Genomic DNA, 18,192 nt, shown 5'->3' with positions numbered 1-18,192 from the left:
GGGGGATCGCCTACACGCCCGCCCGGCGCGCCGCACCCCATTCCACCCACCCCGCCCAGCGCGGTGCCCCTTCCAGATAGGTACGTCCCAGCGGTTCCACCTCGAACCCCGCGCGGCGCAGCGCCGGTCCGATCTCGCGGGTCAGGTGGCAATTGCCGGCCAGGCGCTTCCACACCGGCTCGATCCGGTCCTGCCATCGTTGCAGAGCGGGGTCCGGGGCGCGCCCGTGTTCGAGGAACAGGAGCCTGCCCGCCGGATCGAGCACGCGGCGCATTTCCGCCAGCGCCCCCGCGTGATCGTCGACCGAGCACAGCGTGAAGGTGCAGACCACCGTGTCGAAACCGCCATCGGGGAACGGGATGTCTTCCGCCCTGCCGCCGCGTATGTCGCTCGTCCAGCCATTCGCCCCGGCCCGGCGACGCGCTGCTCCCAGCAGGGTGGGATTGGGGTCGATCCCGGCGAAGGACGTGATTGCCTCGCTGTTGTAAAAGGGCTGGTTCAGTCCTCCGCCCACGCCGATTTCCAGCACCCGTCCCCGGGCGTGGGGCACGACCTCGCGGCGCAGATCGGCGATGTCGTCGTGACTGCACGCCAGGGTGACGAGCCGCGGCAGGATCGTTTCGTCATACCAGCGCTGCAATCCCATCGCCATCCCCCGTCGGCCCGCGGCGATGGTAACGCATGGGACGCATTTGCATAGCCCGCTACGGTGCGATCCGCTCGCCCCTCCAGTCGAATATCTCGCCGCTGTCCTCGGAGGTCAGCGCGCCCAGCACGCGGAGCAGGTTGGCCGCCGCATCCCGGCGCGGCGTAAGCTGGCCTGCGGGAAGGTTCGCCTGAAAGGGTTCGGACAGCGGCGTATCCACGGTGCCGGGATGCAGGCCAACGACGCAGGCCAGCCTGTGCGTGCGGCGCATCTCGATGGCGAAATTGCGCACCAGCATGTTCAGCGCGGCCTTGCTGGCGCGGTAGGAATGCCATCCGCCGATGCGGTTGTCGCCGATCGAACCGACGCGGGCACTAAGCGCGGCGAAGGTCGCCGGCCGATCGCGCGCCAGCATCGGCAGCAGGTGCTTGGCGATGATGGCCGGACCGATCGTGTTGAGGCGGAACACGCGGGCCATCGCCGCCGGATCGAGCTGTTTCAGCGACCGCTCCGGCCCGGTACCGTCCGCCAGGGTCAGCACCCCGGTCGCGACGATGACGAGATCGGGCGGATCGTCCCGCCACGGCTCCACGGCGGCTGCGATGCCGTCCTCGTCCTCCAGATCGAAGCGAAAGGGTGTGGCGCCGTCCGCCGCCGCCGGTTTGCCGGAGCGCGATCCCGCCAGAACCGGCGTTCCCCGCGCAACCAGGGCGGCCGAAAGCGCCGCGCCGATCCCGCCGCTCGCCCCGAAGATCGCCGCTTTCGTCCAGTCCAAGCCGACCGCCTTTCCTACCGCGCCGTTCGAGCCTAGCGCGCTGTCATGACCCTGCCAATCCGCCCTTCCCGCCCCGCCCTCGCGACACGATTACGGGCGCCGCCGGATTTGTCTGTCCGGACACTGTCACACCTGTCACACCTTACCCCGCAAACGCCGCCGGTGCGCCGTTTTGCACCCTCTGCGCCTTGCTCTCGGCTGCAGGATGGCTAGATAGGCGGCAACCCCGTTCAAGGAAGCGAGTATCATGGCCACCTTCACCCTCCCCAAGAACAGCCGCATCCAGAAGGACGGCCGCGTCCACAAGGCGCAGGGCGCGGGGCGCGTGAAACGGTTCCGCATCTACCGCTACGACCCCGACAGCGGGGAGAACCCGCGCTACGACCTGTTCGAGGTGGATCTCGACGAGTGCGGGCCCATGGTGCTCGACGCGCTGTTCAAGATCAAGAACGAGATCGACCCGACGCTGACCTTCCGCCGCTCCTGCCGAGAGGGGATCTGCGGGTCGTGCTCGATGAACCTCAACGGCAAGAACGGCCTCGCCTGCACCACCGCGATCGAGGATCTGAAGGGCGAGATCCGCATCACCCCGCTGCCGCATATGGACGTGGTGAAGGATCTGGTGCCCGACTTCACGCATTTCTACGCGCAATATGCCAGTATCCGCCCCTGGCTCCAGACCGTGACCCCCAACCCCGGAACGGAACGGCTGCAATCGCCCGAGCAGCGGGAGCGGCTCGATGGACTCTACGAGTGCATCCTGTGCGCCTGCTGTTCGACCGCCTGCCCCAGCTACTGGTGGAATTCGGACAAGTTTCTGGGCCCCGCGATCCTGCTCCAGGCGTATCGCTGGCTCGCCGACAGCCGCGACGAGATGACCGGCGAGCGGCTCGATGCCTTGGAAGACCCGTTCCGGCTGTATCGCTGCCACACAATCATGAACTGCGCCAACGTCTGCCCCAAGGGTCTGTCGCCGGCGAAGGCCATCGCCGAAACCAAGAAGATGATGGCCGAGCGCGAAGTCTGATTGCATGACCGACGCTGATTTGCCGAACACCGGAGTGCGTGAGCGTCCGGCCGAAGCGGACTGGACGACCGTACCCGAAGCCGACATCGTGAACTTCAACCGCGACGTTCTGGGCGAAAAGCTGATCCGTCTGGACAGCGCGACAATTGCCCGGCTGCGGGTGATCCCGCGGGAAGTCCACCGCAACCCGATGGGGACGCTGCATGGTGGCTTCGTGATGGCGCTGGTCGATTATGCCATGTTCGCGGGATCCGCTGCGCTCAAGGGGCAGACCGGCATCCTTCCCGCCGTCACGATCGACCTCGGCGTGCGCTTCGTCGGTGCTGGCGATATGGAGCGGCCGGTCGACGTCCTTGTCGAGATGGTCAAGGAAACGGGACGGATGGTGTTCCTGCGCGGCTCCGTGATGCAGGAGGACGACCTCGTCGCATCGTGGGACGGCATCCTGCGAAAGGTCGCGAAGAAGGCGTGAGCGGGCTTCTCGCGCGCTACGAACGGCTGGTCGAGGCGGGCGAGCTGCGGCCCGATGCAGACCAGCGCCCCGCCGCCCGGCGTCTCGATGACCTTCAGCGCGAACTGGAAACCGAACGGCCGGGCGGTCTGCTCGGCCAGCTTTTCGCGCGCAAGCCCACGCGGCCCCGGGGCATCTACATGTGGGGCGGTGTCGGGCGCGGCAAGTCGATGCTGATGGACCTGTTTCACGTCACGCTCGGCATCGAGGCCAAGCGTCGCGCGCACTTTCATGCCTTCATGCAAGACGTCCACGCGCGCCTGCGCGATGCACGCAAGAGCGAGAAGGGCGATCCCATACCCCAGGTCGCAGAGGCACTGGCGGAGGGCGTGCGCTGCCTCGCTTTTGACGAGATGGTGGTGAACAACTCCGCCGATGCCATGATAATGAGCCGTTTGTTCACTCGTCTGATCTGTCACCACGACGTCGCCGTGGTCACGACTAGCAACCGCCGTCCGGCGGATCTCTACAAAGACGGCCTCAATCGCGAGCATTTCCTGCCCTTCATCGACCTGATCGAGGCAGAACTCGATGTCGTTCCGCTCGATGGTCCGACCGATTACCGGATGCAGCGGATCGGCGGGCTGGACACCTGGCACACGCCTCTCGGCGAAGCGGCGACGGCAAAGGTGCGCGAGGCGTTTTTCCGCCTGACCGACTACCCGCCCGAAGACGCCGAGCATGTGCCCTCCGCCGAGATCGACCTGGGCGGCGGACGGGTGCTTCACGTGCCAAAGGCGCTGAAGGGGGTCGGCGTTTTCAGCTTCACGCGGCTGTGCGGACAACCGCGCGGCGCGCCCGATTACCTCGCCATCGCCCGCGTCTTCCATACCGTCATCATCGTCGGGATTCCGCAGATGAGCCGCGACATGCGCAACGAGGCGGCGCGCTTCGTGACGCTGATCGATGCGCTATACGAGAACCGGGTCAAGCTTTTCGCCACGGCCGAGGTCGAGCCGGCAGCGCTCTACCCGTCCGGCGACGGGGCGTTCGAGTTCGAGCGGACGGTGAGCCGCCTGCGGGAGATGCAAAGCAGCGCATACATGGCGCTGGGCCACGGGGGCGGATAGGTCTTCCGCAACGCCGGCCTAGCCGATTCCCAAGCGGGCGAGCGACCTGTCGAGCATGACCAGTTGCCAAAGCAGGCGGGAATGGTCGCTACGCCCGGCAATGTGATCCTCCGCCAGTTGCGCGACGCGGGTGTTGTCGAACCATCCGGTGCGCGCCAGCATCGCGCTGTTGGCGATACCCCGCGCCCTTCCTGCGAGCGGACCGCGCAGCCAGTCCGCGATCGGCGTGACGAAGCCCTGCTTTGGGCGGTAGAGGATCTCGTCGGGCAAATAACGTTCCATCGCTTTCTTCAGCAGCCACTTGCCCTGCGCGCGCCGCACCCGCAGCGCCTCCGGCAATCCGGCGGCGAATTCTACCAGGCGATGATCGAGCAGCGGCTCTCGCGCTTCGAGGCTGACGGCCATGCTGGTGCGGTCGATCTTGGTGAGGATGTCGCCGGGCAACCAGATCTTGAGATCGGCATATTGCGCAGCATCCAGTCCCGATCGCGCCGGCGCGTTCTTCATGCAATCGACGATCGCCGTTTCTGCCCGATACCCGCCGATCTGCGCGGCGAGATCCTCGCCGTACAGGGACTGGCGCAGCGGCTCGGGCGTAACCGCCAGCGCGCTCGCATAGCCCTGCGCCCCGGAACCGGCGAGCGAGAGCAGGGTCGCCTTCGCGCGAAGCGGTCGCGGTGCCCAGTCCGCCTTGGGCCAAACGCGTCCCAGCGGCGCAAGAAGCGCCTGGCGGACCGGTTGCGGTATGAGACCGCGCAGCCGCTCCTCATGGGCGTGGAACACCTGTCGGCGATATCCGGCGAACGCTTCGTCCGCGCCGTCTCCGGAAAGGGCTACCGTCACGCTTTCGCGTGCCAGCTGGCATACGCGCCAGGTAGGAAGGGCGCTGGCATCGGCGAAGGGTTCGTCGAACATGCCGGCAATGGTGTCGATCGCCTCGAACTGGTCTGCGCTGACCTGGCGGGCAGCGTGGTCTGTTTCGAACAATCGGGCGACGGACCTCGCATGATCCGTCTCGTCCGCATGCGCGACGTCGAAGCCGATCGAGCAGGTCCGAACCGGTTGTCGGCTGTGTTCGGCCATGAAGGCGACGACCGTCGAGCTGTCGACTCCGCCCGAGAGGAACGCGCCGAGCGGCACGTCGGCGACCATCCGGCTGCCCACCGCCTCCTTCAGATGATGGAGAAGCTCAGCTTCCAGATCGCGAGGATTGCCGGCGTGGCGACGGGTGAAGTCGATGTCCCAGTATCGCTCCGGCGGCGGAACCGGGGCGTCGTGATGCAGCAACAGCGTATGGCCTGCCGGCAGCTTCGCAACGCCTTTGAGGATGGAACGGCCATCGGGCACGTAGCCCCAGGTCATGTAATCCTCTATTCCCCGCGGATCGACTTCGCGGCGTAGGAGAGGGTTGGCCAGCAATCCCTTGAGTTCGGAGGCAAAAGCCATCGATCCATCGGACAGGTGAGCCATGAAGAGCGGCTTCACTCCGAACCGGTCGCGCGCGAGGAACAGCGTGCGTTCGGTCCGGTCGTAAAGGGCAAAGGCGAACATGCCATCGAGGTGGCGCACGCAGTCCGGCCCCCAACGATCCCATGCCGCGAGAATGACCTCGGTATCGCCATCGGTGCGGAAAACGGCGCCCTGCTCCTCCAGTTCGCGACGCAATGCACGGAAATTGTAGATCTCGCCATTGAAGACCAGCACCAAGCGTTCGTCTGCCGAGTGCATGGGTTGTGGCGAGCCTGCGATGTCGATGATCGACAACCGACGATGACCCAGTCCCACGCCCGGCGCGGTCCACACTCCCGATCCGTCCGGGCCGCGATGGGCGAGCACGTCGCACATCCGTTCGACCCGCGCGGGATCGACAGGCTTGATGGTGCCGCAATGGAAAAGACCCGCTATCCCGCACATGCGCGCTGGTTAGTCGAGCCCGGGGGCGCGGTCCATCCATTCGTCGAAAGGCCCGGCGGCGCGGCGGAAAGCGGCGAGCGTGTCATCTGCCTCCTGCGTTCGCGTCTCTTCGGCCGATAGGATCAGCACGGCGGTCGGTCGCGCGCGGAACATCAGGCGGTCGCGCATGGTGGCCAGCTTCAGACGAGCCTTGCTGCCCCCCGTCCAGTCGCCATGCCGGAACGATGTCTGGGCCACGCGCTGAAACCGGCCCAGCGCCTGCAACCTGTCCCCCTCGGCTCCGGCCGGCGCATCGGCGGGCGATAGCCAGCGCCAGCGCGTTTCGGGTGGGAGCGCGCCTTCGCCAAATGCGCCGGCCTCTCGCCCTTCATCCTGCGCGGCGTAGAGCGCGACGAACAGATCGACCACCCGGCCATCGCTGTCACGGTAGCTGGTCAACAGCCGGCGATCCGCCCCCGCAGCGCGCGGTTCCCAGGGGAATTGCGGGGCGTAGGCGATCCTGGTCCAGCCCGGTATATCGGGCGCAGGCACCCTTGCCGGAAGATCCGCCTCAATCCCGCGCGCGGCCCCCGCCCAGACAAAGAACAGCAGCGCCAAGGCCAGTAGCGCCACCAGCACCGGCGGCCCTCGGCCGGACCAGCGGTCCAGCCTGGCAAAGCGCGGATCGACGGCGATGGCCTGACCATCGATGAACCGATCCTCCACGCCGCGATCGAAAAAGCGCCAGCCCAGCCCCAGCAGTGCGGCCATGACCGCCGCAAAGAAGATCCAGCCATACACGATGTGGTCGAAACCCGCGGCAAAGGCGATGCCCTGCGATTGCGCGATGTAGATCGTCCCCCATGCCCGGACCCCGTTGGCCAGGATCGGCAGCGCGAGCGTGAGGGCCATGAACGCGGCCCGCCGCCAGGCGGACCTGAAGCAGACATGCGCGACAAGGGTGCCGAGGGCGAGCATGGCGACGAGGAACTTCACCCCGGAACACGCTTCCGCCACCTCGAACAGGCCTGCGGGTGTATCGATGAACACGCCTTCGATATGCGCCGGTATCCCGCTCGCCTGGGTCAGGACAATCACGATCCGGGCGGTCACCATCTGCATCGCCCCCGTCAGTTCATCGCCGACCGGAACGAGGAACAGCGCGTAGCAGAGAGGGAAAAGCAGCGCCCGCCCGGCCCGCGGCCCGAGGATCGTCAGGACGGCGCCTTGCATGGCCGCTACTGCGCCCAGTTGGCTGGCAGTGTTGAAACCGCTGATATTGCCCAGCACCCAGACGAAAAGGGCGCCGGCCATGGCGAAAAGGCCGGGCCACCACGCCTGCGGCGCGAGCTTCGCCAGCTCGGGCAGACGTTGCCAGACGAGCCAGGCGACGATCCCTGGAACCAGCAGGATGTGATTGTAGGTCGAACTGTTCCACCACTGGTCGACCATCGCCGTCCAGTCTCGGCCGAACAGGTTCAGCAGCGACGCGCAGGCAATCCCGAGATACACGAGCGGCCAGCGCCAGCCGGGCGCGATGAACGATGCAAAGCCGGTCTTGCGAAGGGAGAGCGCCTCATGCGGCACGGTGGTGGTCCGTTGCCGGTCGCGCAAAGCCGACGATGCCGGGAAGGTCGGCCAGCGCGGCAGCCCATCTCCGGTTCGAGAGCACGAACTGCCGGGCCGCTTGCCCCAGCGCTTTCGCACGGATCGGATCCGCAGCCAGCTCGCAGATCGCCGCTGCGAAAGCATCGTCGTCCCGCGCTGCGATAAGATCGCGTCCGATTACGGCGTCTATGCCTGTCGCCGCTTCGGGCGAAGCGATAACCGGTCGCGCCATCGCCATCGCTTCCAGAACCTTGTTCTGTACCCCGCGTGCGATGGTGATCGGCGCGACGATTGCGTCTGCCGCCGCGATCCAGGGGCGCGTATCGGGCACTTCTCCGATCACCGCGGTGCCGTTCTTCCCGCGCAGCCGCATCACCTCCGCGCTCGGCGCGCGTCCCACCACGAAAAACCGCGCGTCCGGCAGAGATTGGCGGACAAGCGGCATGATCCGCGTCGCCATCCGGACGCTGGCGGCGATGTTGGGCGCGTAGTCCATCTGGCCGGTGAAGACGATATGCGGCCCGTCTCCCGCGAGCGGCTGCGGAATAGTCCGGGCGGGATCGAAGCGATCGGTATCGATCCCGTTGGGCAGCGCGCGGATCGTCCCGGCCGCGCCCGTACGCGTGCGAAGAAGGTTCGCTTCGGCCTCGCTGACGAGCAGCGTCGTCTCGGCCATCCCGGTCAAGCGACGCTCTTCGGCGCCGAGCAGGCGACCCTCGCGCGCGTCGATCCATCGGCGAGGCCAGTTTCCGGCCCCCGCATACGCCTCGAACTTCGCCGAATCGACGTCGACGAGATCGACGACGAGCCGCCCGGACCAGTCGCCCGGCACATACTGACCCATCTGGCCCGAGAAGACGTAGATCGTGCGGATGTCCCGTTCGATCAGCACCCGGCGAACCCATTTCGACAGCCGGGGGGAGCGGAAGGCGGCAAGGTTGATCGGATCGCCGCACAGTATTGCGTCCAGTGCGGCCAGGGGCAGCGGCTTCGACCGCCTCGCCGCGCACCAACTGTGCGACAAGGGGGCGAGGTTGGCCTGCTGCGCAAGGTCCGCATCATTTTCCGTGAGACAGCCGACATGGACCGGCGCCAATTCGCAGAGCGCTTTCAGGATGTTGTACGAACGAATGCGATCGCCGCGGTCGGGCGGGAATGGCAGGCGGTGCGCAAGAAACAGGATCTCGCCGCTCACCCCAGCCCCCTCGCGACAAGCGGGCCGAACCGATTGGCGACCGGGAGCGGCAGACGCTTCCACAGCGCGATGCGGGACTGATGGGCCTCGCTGGTCGGATCGGCGTCCCGCGCCTTGCTGCCGGGCGCGGTCCAGCTGGCGTAGGCCAGCGGATGCGGTTCGAAACCCCAGGTCTTCTTGTAATGCCAGGCCCCGCTTCCGGTCTTGCTGCGTCCGAAGTCGAACCGCTCGCAGCCGCGCCGCCGAGCGTGGAGCATCAGTTCGAAATACATGCGATCGTTCGCGCGCAGACTACGCGCTTCCTGGGTGCCGCCGCCCCAATAGGGCATGACGGCGCCGCCATGATACAGCGACAGAACGCTCGCGACGGGCCGGCCGCCCATGCTTACCGTCAGGATGTCGGAGTCGAGCCGGTCGAGCACCGCTTCGAAAAGCGCGCGGGGGAAGACCGGCGTACCGAGGTTGCGAACGCTTTGCGCGTAAACCGCGTAATGGTTTTCCCGGTCGCTTTCCCGGTTGCCCACGGTTACGCGCAGGTCGCCTTTCAGACTCTTGCGAACTTCTGCTCGCTGCTTTCTCGGTATAGCCGCCAGCTGAGCGTCGTCATCGTCCGCGAGGGGCCGGACGAAGCCGGAATGGCTGTCGGTGCAGTGCTCCCATTCAGGCGGCGCTGGGCCTCCCCGCAGTTCGACCGTCGGGCAGGAGAGGCGCTGCGCCAGTTCCTCCGCCGCACGGCACAGCGCCATCGCAGTATCGGCGCCTTGCCCCAGTACGCCCCCCTCCACGGCGAAGCCGCTCGACGCGAGAAGCCGGCCGAAGATCGGCGAATGGACCACGCTCAGCGGAAGCCACCCGGTTATCGAGGCACCTCGTTCTGCCAGCAGACCGGTTGCCGCATGCCCGGTACCGTTCTCCACCGCCGCCAGCCAGGCCGGCCGGTGGAACACGGAACCCCCGGTGTCCGCCACGAAGCGCTCGATCCGCCGCACCTCGTCGGGTTCGGCGAGACGCGCCCTGCGCACGGCCGTCGGCGATATGGCGACCGGGGCGTTCATACGGCGGCCCGGTTCTCCCGCGACAGCCTTTCGGCGGCGCGACAGGCGATGACATCGATGCGGCCCCAGGCGAAATCCTCGACGAGTTGTCGCAGCTTGCCCGCCATGCGGTCGAGATTGGTGTAATGTCTGAGGCGCGACCGCAGCGGCGCGCCGGCGACGCGGGGTTGACCCGGATCGATTTCCCACGGGTGGAAATAGAATATCGCCGGCTCGCCATCCGTCCCGTTCACCTGCCTTATGGCCCAGCGGCTGAAGGCGTAGGGCAGAACGCGAAAGAACCCCCCGCCGCCGGCGGCCAGCCGCTTGCCGCGCCACTGTGCGGTGGTGACGGGAAGTTCCACCAGATCGGTCCAGGGGAGCGGGCGGAACGCGAAGCGCGGGGCCTCCGCCCAGCCGTAGTGATCGTGCGCGACGGGCGCCACGCTGGAGGAATAGAGGTATCCCTGCCTGGCCAGTTCCATGAACGCCCAGGGGGTGCGCTGGTCGATGGAGAAGCTGGGCGCGCGATAACCGGCAACGCGAATGCCGCACGCGTCCTCTATCGTCTTGCGGGTGCGCTCGATGTCGGCCGCGAAGGTTTCGCGGTCCATGCGAAAAATCCGCTGGTGATCCCAGCCGTGGCTCGCGATCTCGTGGCCTCGTTCGGCTATCTCGCGCAACAGGGCGCCGTGGCGCTGCGCTACCCAGCCCAGGGTGAAGAATGTCGCGGTCGCTCCCGCGGAATCGAACAGGTCGAGGATCTGGCGCACGTTGCGGTCCACCCGGTCGTCCAGCCCGACCCAGTCGTCGCGTTCGATCACGTCCTCGAACGCGCCCACCTGGAACCAGTCCTCGACATCGACCGAAAGGCCGTTGACGATGGCGCGTCGGTCGGTGCGCGCAGGGTGCGGGCTGATCGCGTTCATCGCGCTTCGGTCGACCGCTCAGGCGGCCCTGTTGCCGTTCATCTCGCCTTCGATCCAGTCGATCAGCATGGTAATCGTGTGGCGGATGGTCTGCTCCTGCTCGGTGCAGCGCGCTTCGATCCGGGCCATCTGCTCGCGCAGGGTCTCGATCTCGGGTGTGACGATGCGGGCGGCCGCGTCCTCGGCCTGCGTGGAGAGTTCCACCACCGCCTGTTGCAGTTCGGCGATCTGCGCATCGCGTTCCGCCAGCGCGCTTTCGAACATCTCGTGATCGACGCGCGGTGTGGTCGGCATGGCCTTGACCGGCTCGAATTCGATTCTCGCATCGGGCAGGGGTGCCGGCGCGGCCTCGGGGAAGGCGCGCTCTGCGTCCATCTCGGCGAGCACGTTCTGTAGCATGGCGGCGTCGATCCGGCTGCGCTCCTCCACCGCGCCCAGCAGCATCAGCCGGTTGGCGATCTGGTTGACCCGGCGAGGAATGCCGCCGCTGGCTTCGTAGAGTTCGCTATAGACCCGCTGGTCGAAGGAAGGTTCGCCCGTCCACCCGACCTTGGCCAGACGGTGCATGATGTAAGGCTCGATCTCGCCCTTCTGCATCGGCTCGAGATGGTGCGCCGCGATGACGCGCTGGCGCAGCTGTTCGAGCCGCTGTTCGCCCTGGATCGTCGCACGGAACTCGGGCTGGCCGAGCAGCAGCGTCTGGAGCAGCGGATGATTGCCGAGCTGGAAGTTCGACAGCATCCGCAGTTCTTCCAGCGCCTCGACCGAAAGGTTCTGCGATTCGTCCACGACGAGCAGGCAGCGCCGCCCCTCGCGGGCTTCCTCGTGCAGGAAGTGTTCGATCTCCGACAGCGCGCTCGCCTTGTCGTGTCCCTCGATATCGAGGCCGAAGGCGGAGGCGACGACGTGAACGATCTCCTCTTCATTCAGCTTGCTGGTCACGATCTGCGCGACCGTGACCTGCGCTGGATCGAGGCTCTGCATCATATGGGCCACCAGCGTCGACTTGCCCGAGCCGACCTCGCCGGTGATGACGATGAAGCCTTCCCCCTGCGCGAGGCCGTAGCCGAGGTAGGACAGCGCCTTGCGGTGCGTGACGGAGCGGAAGTAGAATTCCGGATCGGGGGTCAGCTGGAAAGGCTTGCCCGTGAGGCCGTAGAAATCGTCGAACATCGCTTCAGGTCTCCTTCGACCGGGTCAATAGGTGTAACGCAGCCCTACGAGGGCCGAGGCGGCCAGGTAATCGGCCAGGATTTCGCGGGAAATGCCGTCCAGGCTGACGGCGGCGGTGCCGGACAGGCCGGCGATGATGTCGCGGTTGTAGGCAAGCGAGGCGCTGTATCCCAAGCCATCGCCCAGATCGCTCGAAGCGTTGTCGAAATAGCTGGCGGAAACGCCGGCCGAAAGGGAAGAGCGGCGGTCGAGCCGGCGTGTGGCATAGGCCGCAAGCCAGAAGTTCTCGTCCACCAGTCCGTCCACGGCGGCCAGGACGCTGCCATCGGCACCGAAGAAGGAACGGCGATCGTAGCCTGCGCCCAGCCCGAGCGAGGTGCGCCCCATCGCGCGGCCATAGCTTGCCGCGACGCCGCGATTGCGGAAAATGGCGGAGCGCAGCGACCCCAGTCGCGCCAGCGCGCAATTGTTGCCGCTTCCAACGCCGATAACGCAGCCGCCGAGATCGCCGGTCACCGGGTTGCGATAGACGTCGAAATCCGTCCCCACTTCGTCCAGCGCGCCTACGATCTGTCCGCCGAAGCCGGTAATCGTATCGTAGACCGAGACGTTCAGGCTGCTGCGCGCATCGGGCGCGTAGGCGAGCGTGCCGTAATAGGTGGTGGAGGCGTAACGCCGTCCGACATGCGCCTCCAGCGACGTGCGGCGGCTGGGTCGCCAGAGAACGCCAACGTCCCCGATGAGTCCGTCGGTCTCGTAGGCGATACGGCGCGCGGAGCCATCGTCGGTGACGTAGCGCCCATCCGGGCCGACGACGGGGTCGCCATCCGCATCGCGCAGCGCATCGCGGCCCGACACCTCGATATCCTCGAACCCCACGCCGCCCACGAGCGCGACATTGGGCGACACCGGGTAGGTGACGTCTGCGCGGACGTAGCGATCGTCGAGACGCTGATCGAGGTTTGAGACATCCTGCCGGTTCCATCCGGCACCCACGCCGATGCCGACGGGAGCGACGCGGTCCGGGGCGATGCCCGCCCTCACGCCCAGATTGTGCGTGGTGCTCTCGTCGAACAGGTCGACGGTGGGAGCGCCCGGCACCGAGGGCAGGATATCGGGCGCCTCCACCCGCGTGTAACCAAGACGGTAGGACGCCGTTACCTCTGCCGGGCCGACCATCGCCGCCGCGCTCGGCCCGCCATACACGGCATAGACCTGGCTCGTGGCATCGTCCCTGCGACCGAAATTGCCGATCGTCGCTGCGCCGCCGCCGTCGACCCGCGTGCGGGAGGCAAGCGCGCCCGCCTCGAAGGTCACGTGGGGGCTGCCCAGCGCAAGCGAGGTGCGCGCGATCCCGCTCAGCGTGTCGGTGTCGGCGACGTCGTCCGCATAGGCGATGCGCCGTTCGTAGCGTAGCGAGACCGAACCCTGGCTGTAGCGCGTGCCGAAGCCTGCATCCACCCCGGCGGCAAGGCTGGTATAGGTGAATACGTCGTCGCCCGGCTCGATCTCGGCGGTGACGACCTGCGCCGCCTCGATATAGGGTGCGATCTCCACGTCCGGACCGCGGCCGGCGTTTTCGCCATCGTCGCGACCCTGCGCGGCGGAGGGCAGCGGCACCAGGATCGCGGCGAGTGCGAGAAGGAGGGAAAACCGGCCCATGCTAGCCCTCCTGCCCGTAATAGGCGCCGAAACGCCTGCCGCTGGGGCTGAAATGCGCGGCATTCAGCAAGAGCTTGAGATCGGGGCAGGCGGAAAGCAGCGTCAGCGCGTCTTCCATCGCGCTCTGCCCGGTGCGATCGGCGCGCGCGACGACGATGGCCTGCCCGACATGCTTGGCCAGTTCCGCCGCCGGGGACGCGGCCAGCGCGGGTGGACTGTCGAAGATGACGATGCGGTTGGGCGCGGCGCGGGTCAGCCGGTCGAGCACCGCTGCGGTGCGGTTGCTGGCGAGGTACTCGCTGTCGGACGTGCTATGGTTGCCCGCCGGCAGCACGTGCAGACCGTGAATGTCGGTGGTCAGCACGCAGTCCTCGACCGAGACGTCCTCGTCTGCCAACACGTCCATGAAGCCCGGCCCGCGCGGCAGACCCAGCATGGACAGGATCGATGGCTTGGCGAAGTCAGCGTCGACCAGCAGGACTTCGCTGTCCTTTTCCGCCGCCATCGCCAGCGCGAGGTTCACCGCGCAGTAGCTCTTACCCTCGTCGGGCAGGGGCGAGCAGACCAGAACGCGCTGGGCCAGCGCCCCCGAGCCGGCCTCTCGCGCGGCGCGCACCGATTGCAGCACCTGGCGCTTCACGATGCGGAATTCCTCGAGCAGCGCGCTGACTTGCCCCTCGGGCTGGATCAGGCCGCGGCGAGCGAGTTCCTCGCGGTCGATCTCGTGGACTACCTGGGAAAACTCGACATCCTCGAACCGGGTTTCGGTCGCGGTTTCCGGCGTTGATCCGGGGGGCAGCCGCTCACCTTGCCCCGCTGCGGGTCCGGAGTGCTGGTGCGCGGCGGGCCCGTCCGGCCCGCGCCGTCTGGCGGGTTTGCGATTGACCGGCGGGGCCAGCACGCTCGGCACCGGGGCCGGCGTATAGCCATGCTTGCCGAACAGGCTTTCGGCCCTTTCCAGCAACGATCTTCCGGCGCGATCAGACGGGGTGGGGATCTTCTGATGTTCCGTCATTGCCCCGCCCCCTCAGGCCACCATGCCGCGTTGGACGAATTCGATGGCGAGCAGCAGCGCGAACAGCGTGCCCAGCCCGCCCACTCCGGCGGCGAAATAGCGCAGGCGACGACGGCGCAGTTCGCGGCCCGCTTCGGTAAAGGTGTGCGAGATCGTGCCGATTACCGGCAGACCGAAATCGCGCTTCAGCTGGTTGGCGGTGGCGTAGGTCGAGCCCAGCTTGCTCAGCGCGAAGGCCGCGCCCGCCCCGGCGCCAAGTCCTGCCACCAGCACGCCGAAGAGCAGTAGCGGGCGGTTGGGCGCGGCGGGCGAGCGCGGGGTGGACGGCGGGTCGACCACCTCGAACTGCACCGCGCTGCGCTCGCTCTCCACCTGTCCGCGCAGGCGCAATTCCTCTCGATCCTGAAGGAGCTGATCGTACTGCTCGCGCAGGACGTCGTAATCGCGGCTGATGCGCTGGGCCTCGGCGGCCGCCCCCGGCTCGCGCACCTGATTGGCGGTGATCGAGGCGATTTCGGCACTGAGCGCGGCGGCGCGCGATTGCAGGGCCTGGACGTTGGACTGGCGTTCCACCCGCATGGATTGCAACGAGCTGTAGGCCGGATTCGGCGAGCCGCCCGGCGCGCCCGCCGCTTGTGCCTGCCGGCGCAGATTGGCCACGGTGCGCTGCGCCGCGATGAGGTCGGGATGTTCGTCCGTCAGGCCGCGCGCGCGCATCGCGGCAAGGTTCGCCTCCGCCTGCGCCAATGCCCCTTGCGGACCGCCGCTGCCGGGCGTGACGATGGTCCGCGGAGTGCTGGCCAGCTGCCCGTCGAGCGCGGCGAGCGCGCTTTGCGAAGCCGCGAGGTCGGCCTCTACGCTGCGCAGTTCGGATCGGGTCGCGGAAAGTTGCGAGGCGATTGCCTCGGCTCCGCCGACGAGTTCGGGATTGGCAGCCTCGAAGGCGAGCCGCCGTTCCTCTGCCGCGGCCAGTTCCTGCTCGCGCGAAGCCAGCTGCTGGTTGAGGAAGGCGATGGAATCGTCCATCTCGCTGCGCGAACCACCGAGATTTTCCTCCCGGAAGATGTCGATCATGCGCTGCGCGATGATCTGCGCGAGTTCGGCGTTCTCCGCGTCGGAAAGCTCGCTGCGGCCGCTCGTGGCGGTGATTTCGAAGATGTTCTGCCCCTCGCTCACTACGTCGATGTCGTCGGCGAGGCGGGCCACCGCGCTTTCCATTTCGGTGTCGCTCGTCACCGTGTCGCCGATCCGGGTGGCGCGCACGACCTTTTCCAGATTGATGGAGGTGACGAGCGTCTGGCGGATGCGGTCGATGTCCCGCGCGCGCGATCCCGATCCGATGCCGATCTGCTCGGCCAGCACGTCGTCCAGCTGCACGAAGATGCGGGCCTCGGACTGGTAGCTGTTCGGAATGAACGCCACGGCCAGCCAGCCCAGCACGCACACGGCCCAGGCGATGCCGAGCGCCAGCCAGCGCCGGTTCCAGATCGCCCAGGCGCCGCCGCGCAATTCTTCGAGAAGGTGGTTCAAGCCCCGGCCCCCGTCAGAACATGCTTTCGGGGATGATGATGACGTCGCCCGGTTTCAGCATGACGTTGGCCTCGCTCTCTCCGCGGCGCAGCAGGTCGCTGAGGCGCAGGGCGTATTCGCGCTGCGATCCCGTCTGGCGATCGAAGCGGATGAGCTTCGCCCTGTTGCCGGCCGCGTATTCGGACAGGCCGCCGACCGCGATCATCGCGTCGAGCAGGGTCATGTTGGCGCGATAGGGCAGCGAGGCCGGCTGCTCGGTGGCGCCGACGACCCGGATCTGCTGGCTGAACGTGCCGGCGAACTTGTTGACGATGACCGTGACCAGCGGCTCCTCGATATATTGCGAAAGTTGCAGGCGGATGTCCTCGGCCAGCATGGTCGGTGTCTTGCCCACGGCGGGCATGTCCGACACGAGCGGCGTGGTGATGCGGCCATCGGGACGCACCTGGACCTCCGCGCCCAGTTCGTCATTGCGCCAGACGTGAATGGTCAGTTCGTCGAGCGGGCCGATCACGTATTCCTCGCCCGGTCCTTCCTGCATGGAGACGAAGCGAGCCGGTTCGAGCTGCGGGCCGCTGGCGCTTCCCGCGCATCCCGTCAGCGAGAGCGAAAGCCCCGCCGCGGCGAGGAGGGAACGGGACAGGCTGGTCGTGCGCATCGTGTGCGTCCTTCGCGAATGTCGTGGCGGATCGCCGTCACCCCGGCCTCGTCAGGCCGGCGCTGCGGGTCCACGCCTTTGGAACCGCCCCGCTCTGTGGCCGGAAAGGGTGAACATTGCGTTAGCCTTGCGCCTGAAAACGACGCTTTTAGCGGGGTTTGTGAGGCTGCGTCCCAGGACGGGACACCTCGCCCGGTGCCTGTCAGACCGACATTTCGCGCGCCGGCCCTTGCCCGAGGAAGGTTGCGGGACTGGCGCTGGCGCCATAGGCTCCGGCACAGAACACCGCGACGATGTCGCCAACTTCCGCGCGCGGCAGCCGGGCCTGGTCGGCCAGCCGGTCGAGCGGGGTGCACAGGCACCCGACGATCGTTGCCTCCTCTTCCCCCTGCGCGCCGAAGCACCTAGCGATGGCGACGGGGTAGTTGCGGCGCACGACCGTTCCGAAATTGCCCGACGCGGCAAGCTGGTGGTGCAGGCCGCCATCGGTGACGAGGAAGGTCGTACCGTGGCTTTCCTTGCGATCGACGATGCGCGTCAGATAGACGCCCGCCTCTCCCACCAGATAGCGCCCCAGTTCGATGGCGAAGCGCGTTCCGGCCAAGACCGCCGGAAGCGCGGCAAAACGATCCGCCAGCGCCGCGCCGACCGCCCGGATGTCGAGCGGGGCGTCGCGGTCGAAATAGGGGATGCCGAAGCCACCGCCCATGTTAAGGTGCGGCACCGATACGCCGGCTTCGCCAGCGAGCCGCGCGGCCAGTTCCAGCGTGTTGGCCTGCATCTCGATCACCGCCCCGGCATCAAGCGCCTGACTGCCGGAATAGATGTGAAAGCCGCGCCAGTCAGCGCCGGCGTCCACGATCCGCCGGGCGAGTTCGGGCACCTTGTTCTCGTCCACGCCGAAGGGCTTGGCGCCCCCGCCCATCTTCATTCCCGAACCGCGCAGTTCGAAGGCCGGATTGACGCGGATCGCGAGGCGCGGGGCAACCCGCAATTGTCGCCCGATCTCCAGCGCGCGGTCTGCCTCGTTCGCCGATTCCAGGTTCAGCGTCACGCCCGATCGCACCGCCTCGCGCAGTTCGGCGTCGCGCTTGCCCGGCCCGGCGAAGCTGATCTCGCGCGGCAGATAACCCGCCTCGCGCGCCTGGGCCAGTTCGCCGCCGGAAGCTACGTCCAGCCCGTCGACCAGGTCGGCGACGAATTCGAGAAGCGGGCGATAAGGGTTTGCCTTCATGGCGTAATGTATCGCCAGACGTTCCGGCATGGCGGCGCGCAGATCGGCTACCCGGCGCTCGATCAAATCGCGCGAATAGACGAACAGCGGGGTCTCCCCCGCTTCGCGCACGAGCTGGCTCGCGGTTTTTCCGCCGATGACCAGTTCACCATCTTTGGCGTCGAAGCCGCCGGGAATCGGGCCGAGCGGTTTCATCTCGCGTCCCCCGCCAGCTTCGCGCGATCGATCTTGC

At 67.3% G+C, this 18,192-nt stretch carries 16 protein-coding genes; 3 read left to right on the top strand and 13 right to left on the bottom strand.

Translation table 11 applies throughout. The features are described from left to right. Nucleotides 1-10: 10 nt before the first annotated feature. Entirely contained in the window at nucleotides 11-646 is a 636-nt protein-coding gene (locus EG799_RS00080; RefSeq protein WP_123877361.1) for a class I SAM-dependent methyltransferase, read from the bottom strand. Nucleotides 647-704: 58 nt separating this feature from the next. Then, entirely contained in the window at nucleotides 705-1,421 is a 717-nt protein-coding gene (locus EG799_RS00075) for an SDR family NAD(P)-dependent oxidoreductase (RefSeq protein WP_234028940.1), read from the bottom strand. A 247-nt stretch (nucleotides 1,422-1,668) separates the two neighbouring features. On the opposite strand from EG799_RS00075, the gene EG799_RS00070 reads away from it, so the two are divergent. From EG799_RS00070 to zapE, 3 genes are read left to right on the top strand one after another with little or no spacing between them, the layout of a single operon-like run. Further along, entirely contained in the window at nucleotides 1,669-2,448 is a 780-nt protein-coding gene (locus tag EG799_RS00070) for a succinate dehydrogenase iron-sulfur subunit (protein ID WP_123877358.1), read from the top strand. A 34-nt stretch (nucleotides 2,449-2,482) separates the two neighbouring features. Then, complete coding sequence (locus tag EG799_RS00065; RefSeq protein ID WP_158610962.1) at nucleotides 2,483-2,920, top strand: PaaI family thioesterase; 438 nt, start codon at nucleotides 2,483-2,485, stop codon at nucleotides 2,918-2,920. Continuing rightward, nucleotides 2,917-4,029: a cell division protein ZapE gene (zapE, locus tag EG799_RS00060; protein WP_123877351.1), complete on the top strand. Its 1,113-nt coding sequence runs from the start codon at nucleotides 2,917-2,919 to the stop codon at nucleotides 4,027-4,029. Before EG799_RS00065 ends, zapE begins: the two co-directional genes overlap by 4 nt. Nucleotides 4,030-4,047: 18 nt before the next feature. Here the strand turns inward: zapE and EG799_RS00055 are convergent, their stop codons facing one another. The 11 genes from EG799_RS00055 to EG799_RS00005 all read right to left on the bottom strand — a co-directional run bounded on the left by EG799_RS00055 (nucleotide 4,048) and on the right by EG799_RS00005 (nucleotide 18,155). Continuing rightward, on the bottom strand, nucleotides 4,048-5,943 hold the full coding sequence (locus EG799_RS00055) for an XrtA/PEP-CTERM system amidotransferase (protein WP_123877348.1): 1,896 nt from the start codon (nucleotides 5,941-5,943) through the stop codon (nucleotides 4,048-4,050). A gap of 9 nt (nucleotides 5,944-5,952) precedes the next feature. Further along, complete coding sequence (gene xrtA / locus EG799_RS00050; protein ID WP_234028939.1) at nucleotides 5,953-7,509, bottom strand: exosortase A; 1,557 nt, start codon at nucleotides 7,507-7,509, stop codon at nucleotides 5,953-5,955. Further along, on the bottom strand, nucleotides 7,499-8,725 hold the full coding sequence (locus EG799_RS00045; RefSeq protein WP_123877345.1) for a TIGR03087 family PEP-CTERM/XrtA system glycosyltransferase: 1,227 nt from the start codon (nucleotides 8,723-8,725) through the stop codon (nucleotides 7,499-7,501). Before EG799_RS00045 ends, xrtA begins: the two co-directional genes overlap by 11 nt. Then, nucleotides 8,722-9,780 (bottom strand): FemAB family XrtA/PEP-CTERM system-associated protein, encoded by a 1,059-nt coding sequence (locus EG799_RS00040; protein ID WP_123877342.1) that lies wholly within the window; start codon nucleotides 9,778-9,780, stop codon nucleotides 8,722-8,724. Before EG799_RS00040 ends, EG799_RS00045 begins: the two co-directional genes overlap by 4 nt. After that, entirely contained in the window at nucleotides 9,777-10,688 is a 912-nt protein-coding gene (locus EG799_RS00035) for an XrtA system polysaccharide deacetylase (RefSeq protein ID WP_123877340.1), read from the bottom strand. The genes EG799_RS00040 and EG799_RS00035 overlap by 4 nt, the downstream gene beginning before the upstream one ends. Nucleotides 10,689-10,706: 18 nt before the next feature. Further along, nucleotides 10,707-11,861, bottom strand: a complete 1,155-nt coding sequence (locus EG799_RS00030; protein WP_123877337.1) for an XrtA/PEP-CTERM system-associated ATPase — start codon at nucleotides 11,859-11,861, stop codon at nucleotides 10,707-10,709. A 24-nt stretch (nucleotides 11,862-11,885) separates the two neighbouring features. Beyond that, nucleotides 11,886-13,523 carry a preprotein translocase subunit YajC gene (locus EG799_RS00025; protein ID WP_123877334.1) on the bottom strand — a complete coding sequence of 546 codons (1,638 nt, stop codon included), beginning with the start codon at nucleotides 13,521-13,523 and terminating at the stop codon, nucleotides 11,886-11,888. Between the two features lies 1 nt (nucleotide 13,524). Beyond that, nucleotides 13,525-14,538, bottom strand: coding sequence for an AAA family ATPase (locus EG799_RS00020; RefSeq protein WP_123877331.1), 1,014 nt, complete (start codon nucleotides 14,536-14,538; stop codon nucleotides 13,525-13,527). Between the two features lie 12 nt (nucleotides 14,539-14,550). Further along, nucleotides 14,551-16,068, bottom strand: a complete 1,518-nt coding sequence (locus tag EG799_RS00015) for an XrtA system polysaccharide chain length determinant (RefSeq protein ID WP_123877328.1) — start codon at nucleotides 16,066-16,068, stop codon at nucleotides 14,551-14,553. Between the two features lie 13 nt (nucleotides 16,069-16,081). Continuing rightward, on the bottom strand, nucleotides 16,082-16,726 hold the full coding sequence (locus tag EG799_RS00010) for an XrtA/PEP-CTERM system exopolysaccharide export protein (RefSeq protein WP_123877325.1): 645 nt from the start codon (nucleotides 16,724-16,726) through the stop codon (nucleotides 16,082-16,084). A gap of 202 nt (nucleotides 16,727-16,928) precedes the next feature. Continuing rightward, complete coding sequence (locus EG799_RS00005; RefSeq protein ID WP_123877322.1) at nucleotides 16,929-18,155, bottom strand: pyridoxal-dependent decarboxylase, exosortase A system-associated; 1,227 nt, start codon at nucleotides 18,153-18,155, stop codon at nucleotides 16,929-16,931. Between the last annotated feature and the right edge of the window lie 37 nt (nucleotides 18,156-18,192).

The sequence above is a fragment of the Aurantiacibacter spongiae genome (assembly GCF_003815535.1).
GTDB lineage: Bacteria > Pseudomonadota > Alphaproteobacteria > Sphingomonadales > Sphingomonadaceae > Alteraurantiacibacter > Alteraurantiacibacter spongiae.
The sequence above is the reverse complement of the archived record's forward strand: the minus strand, read 5'-3'. Positions and strand labels throughout refer to the sequence as shown.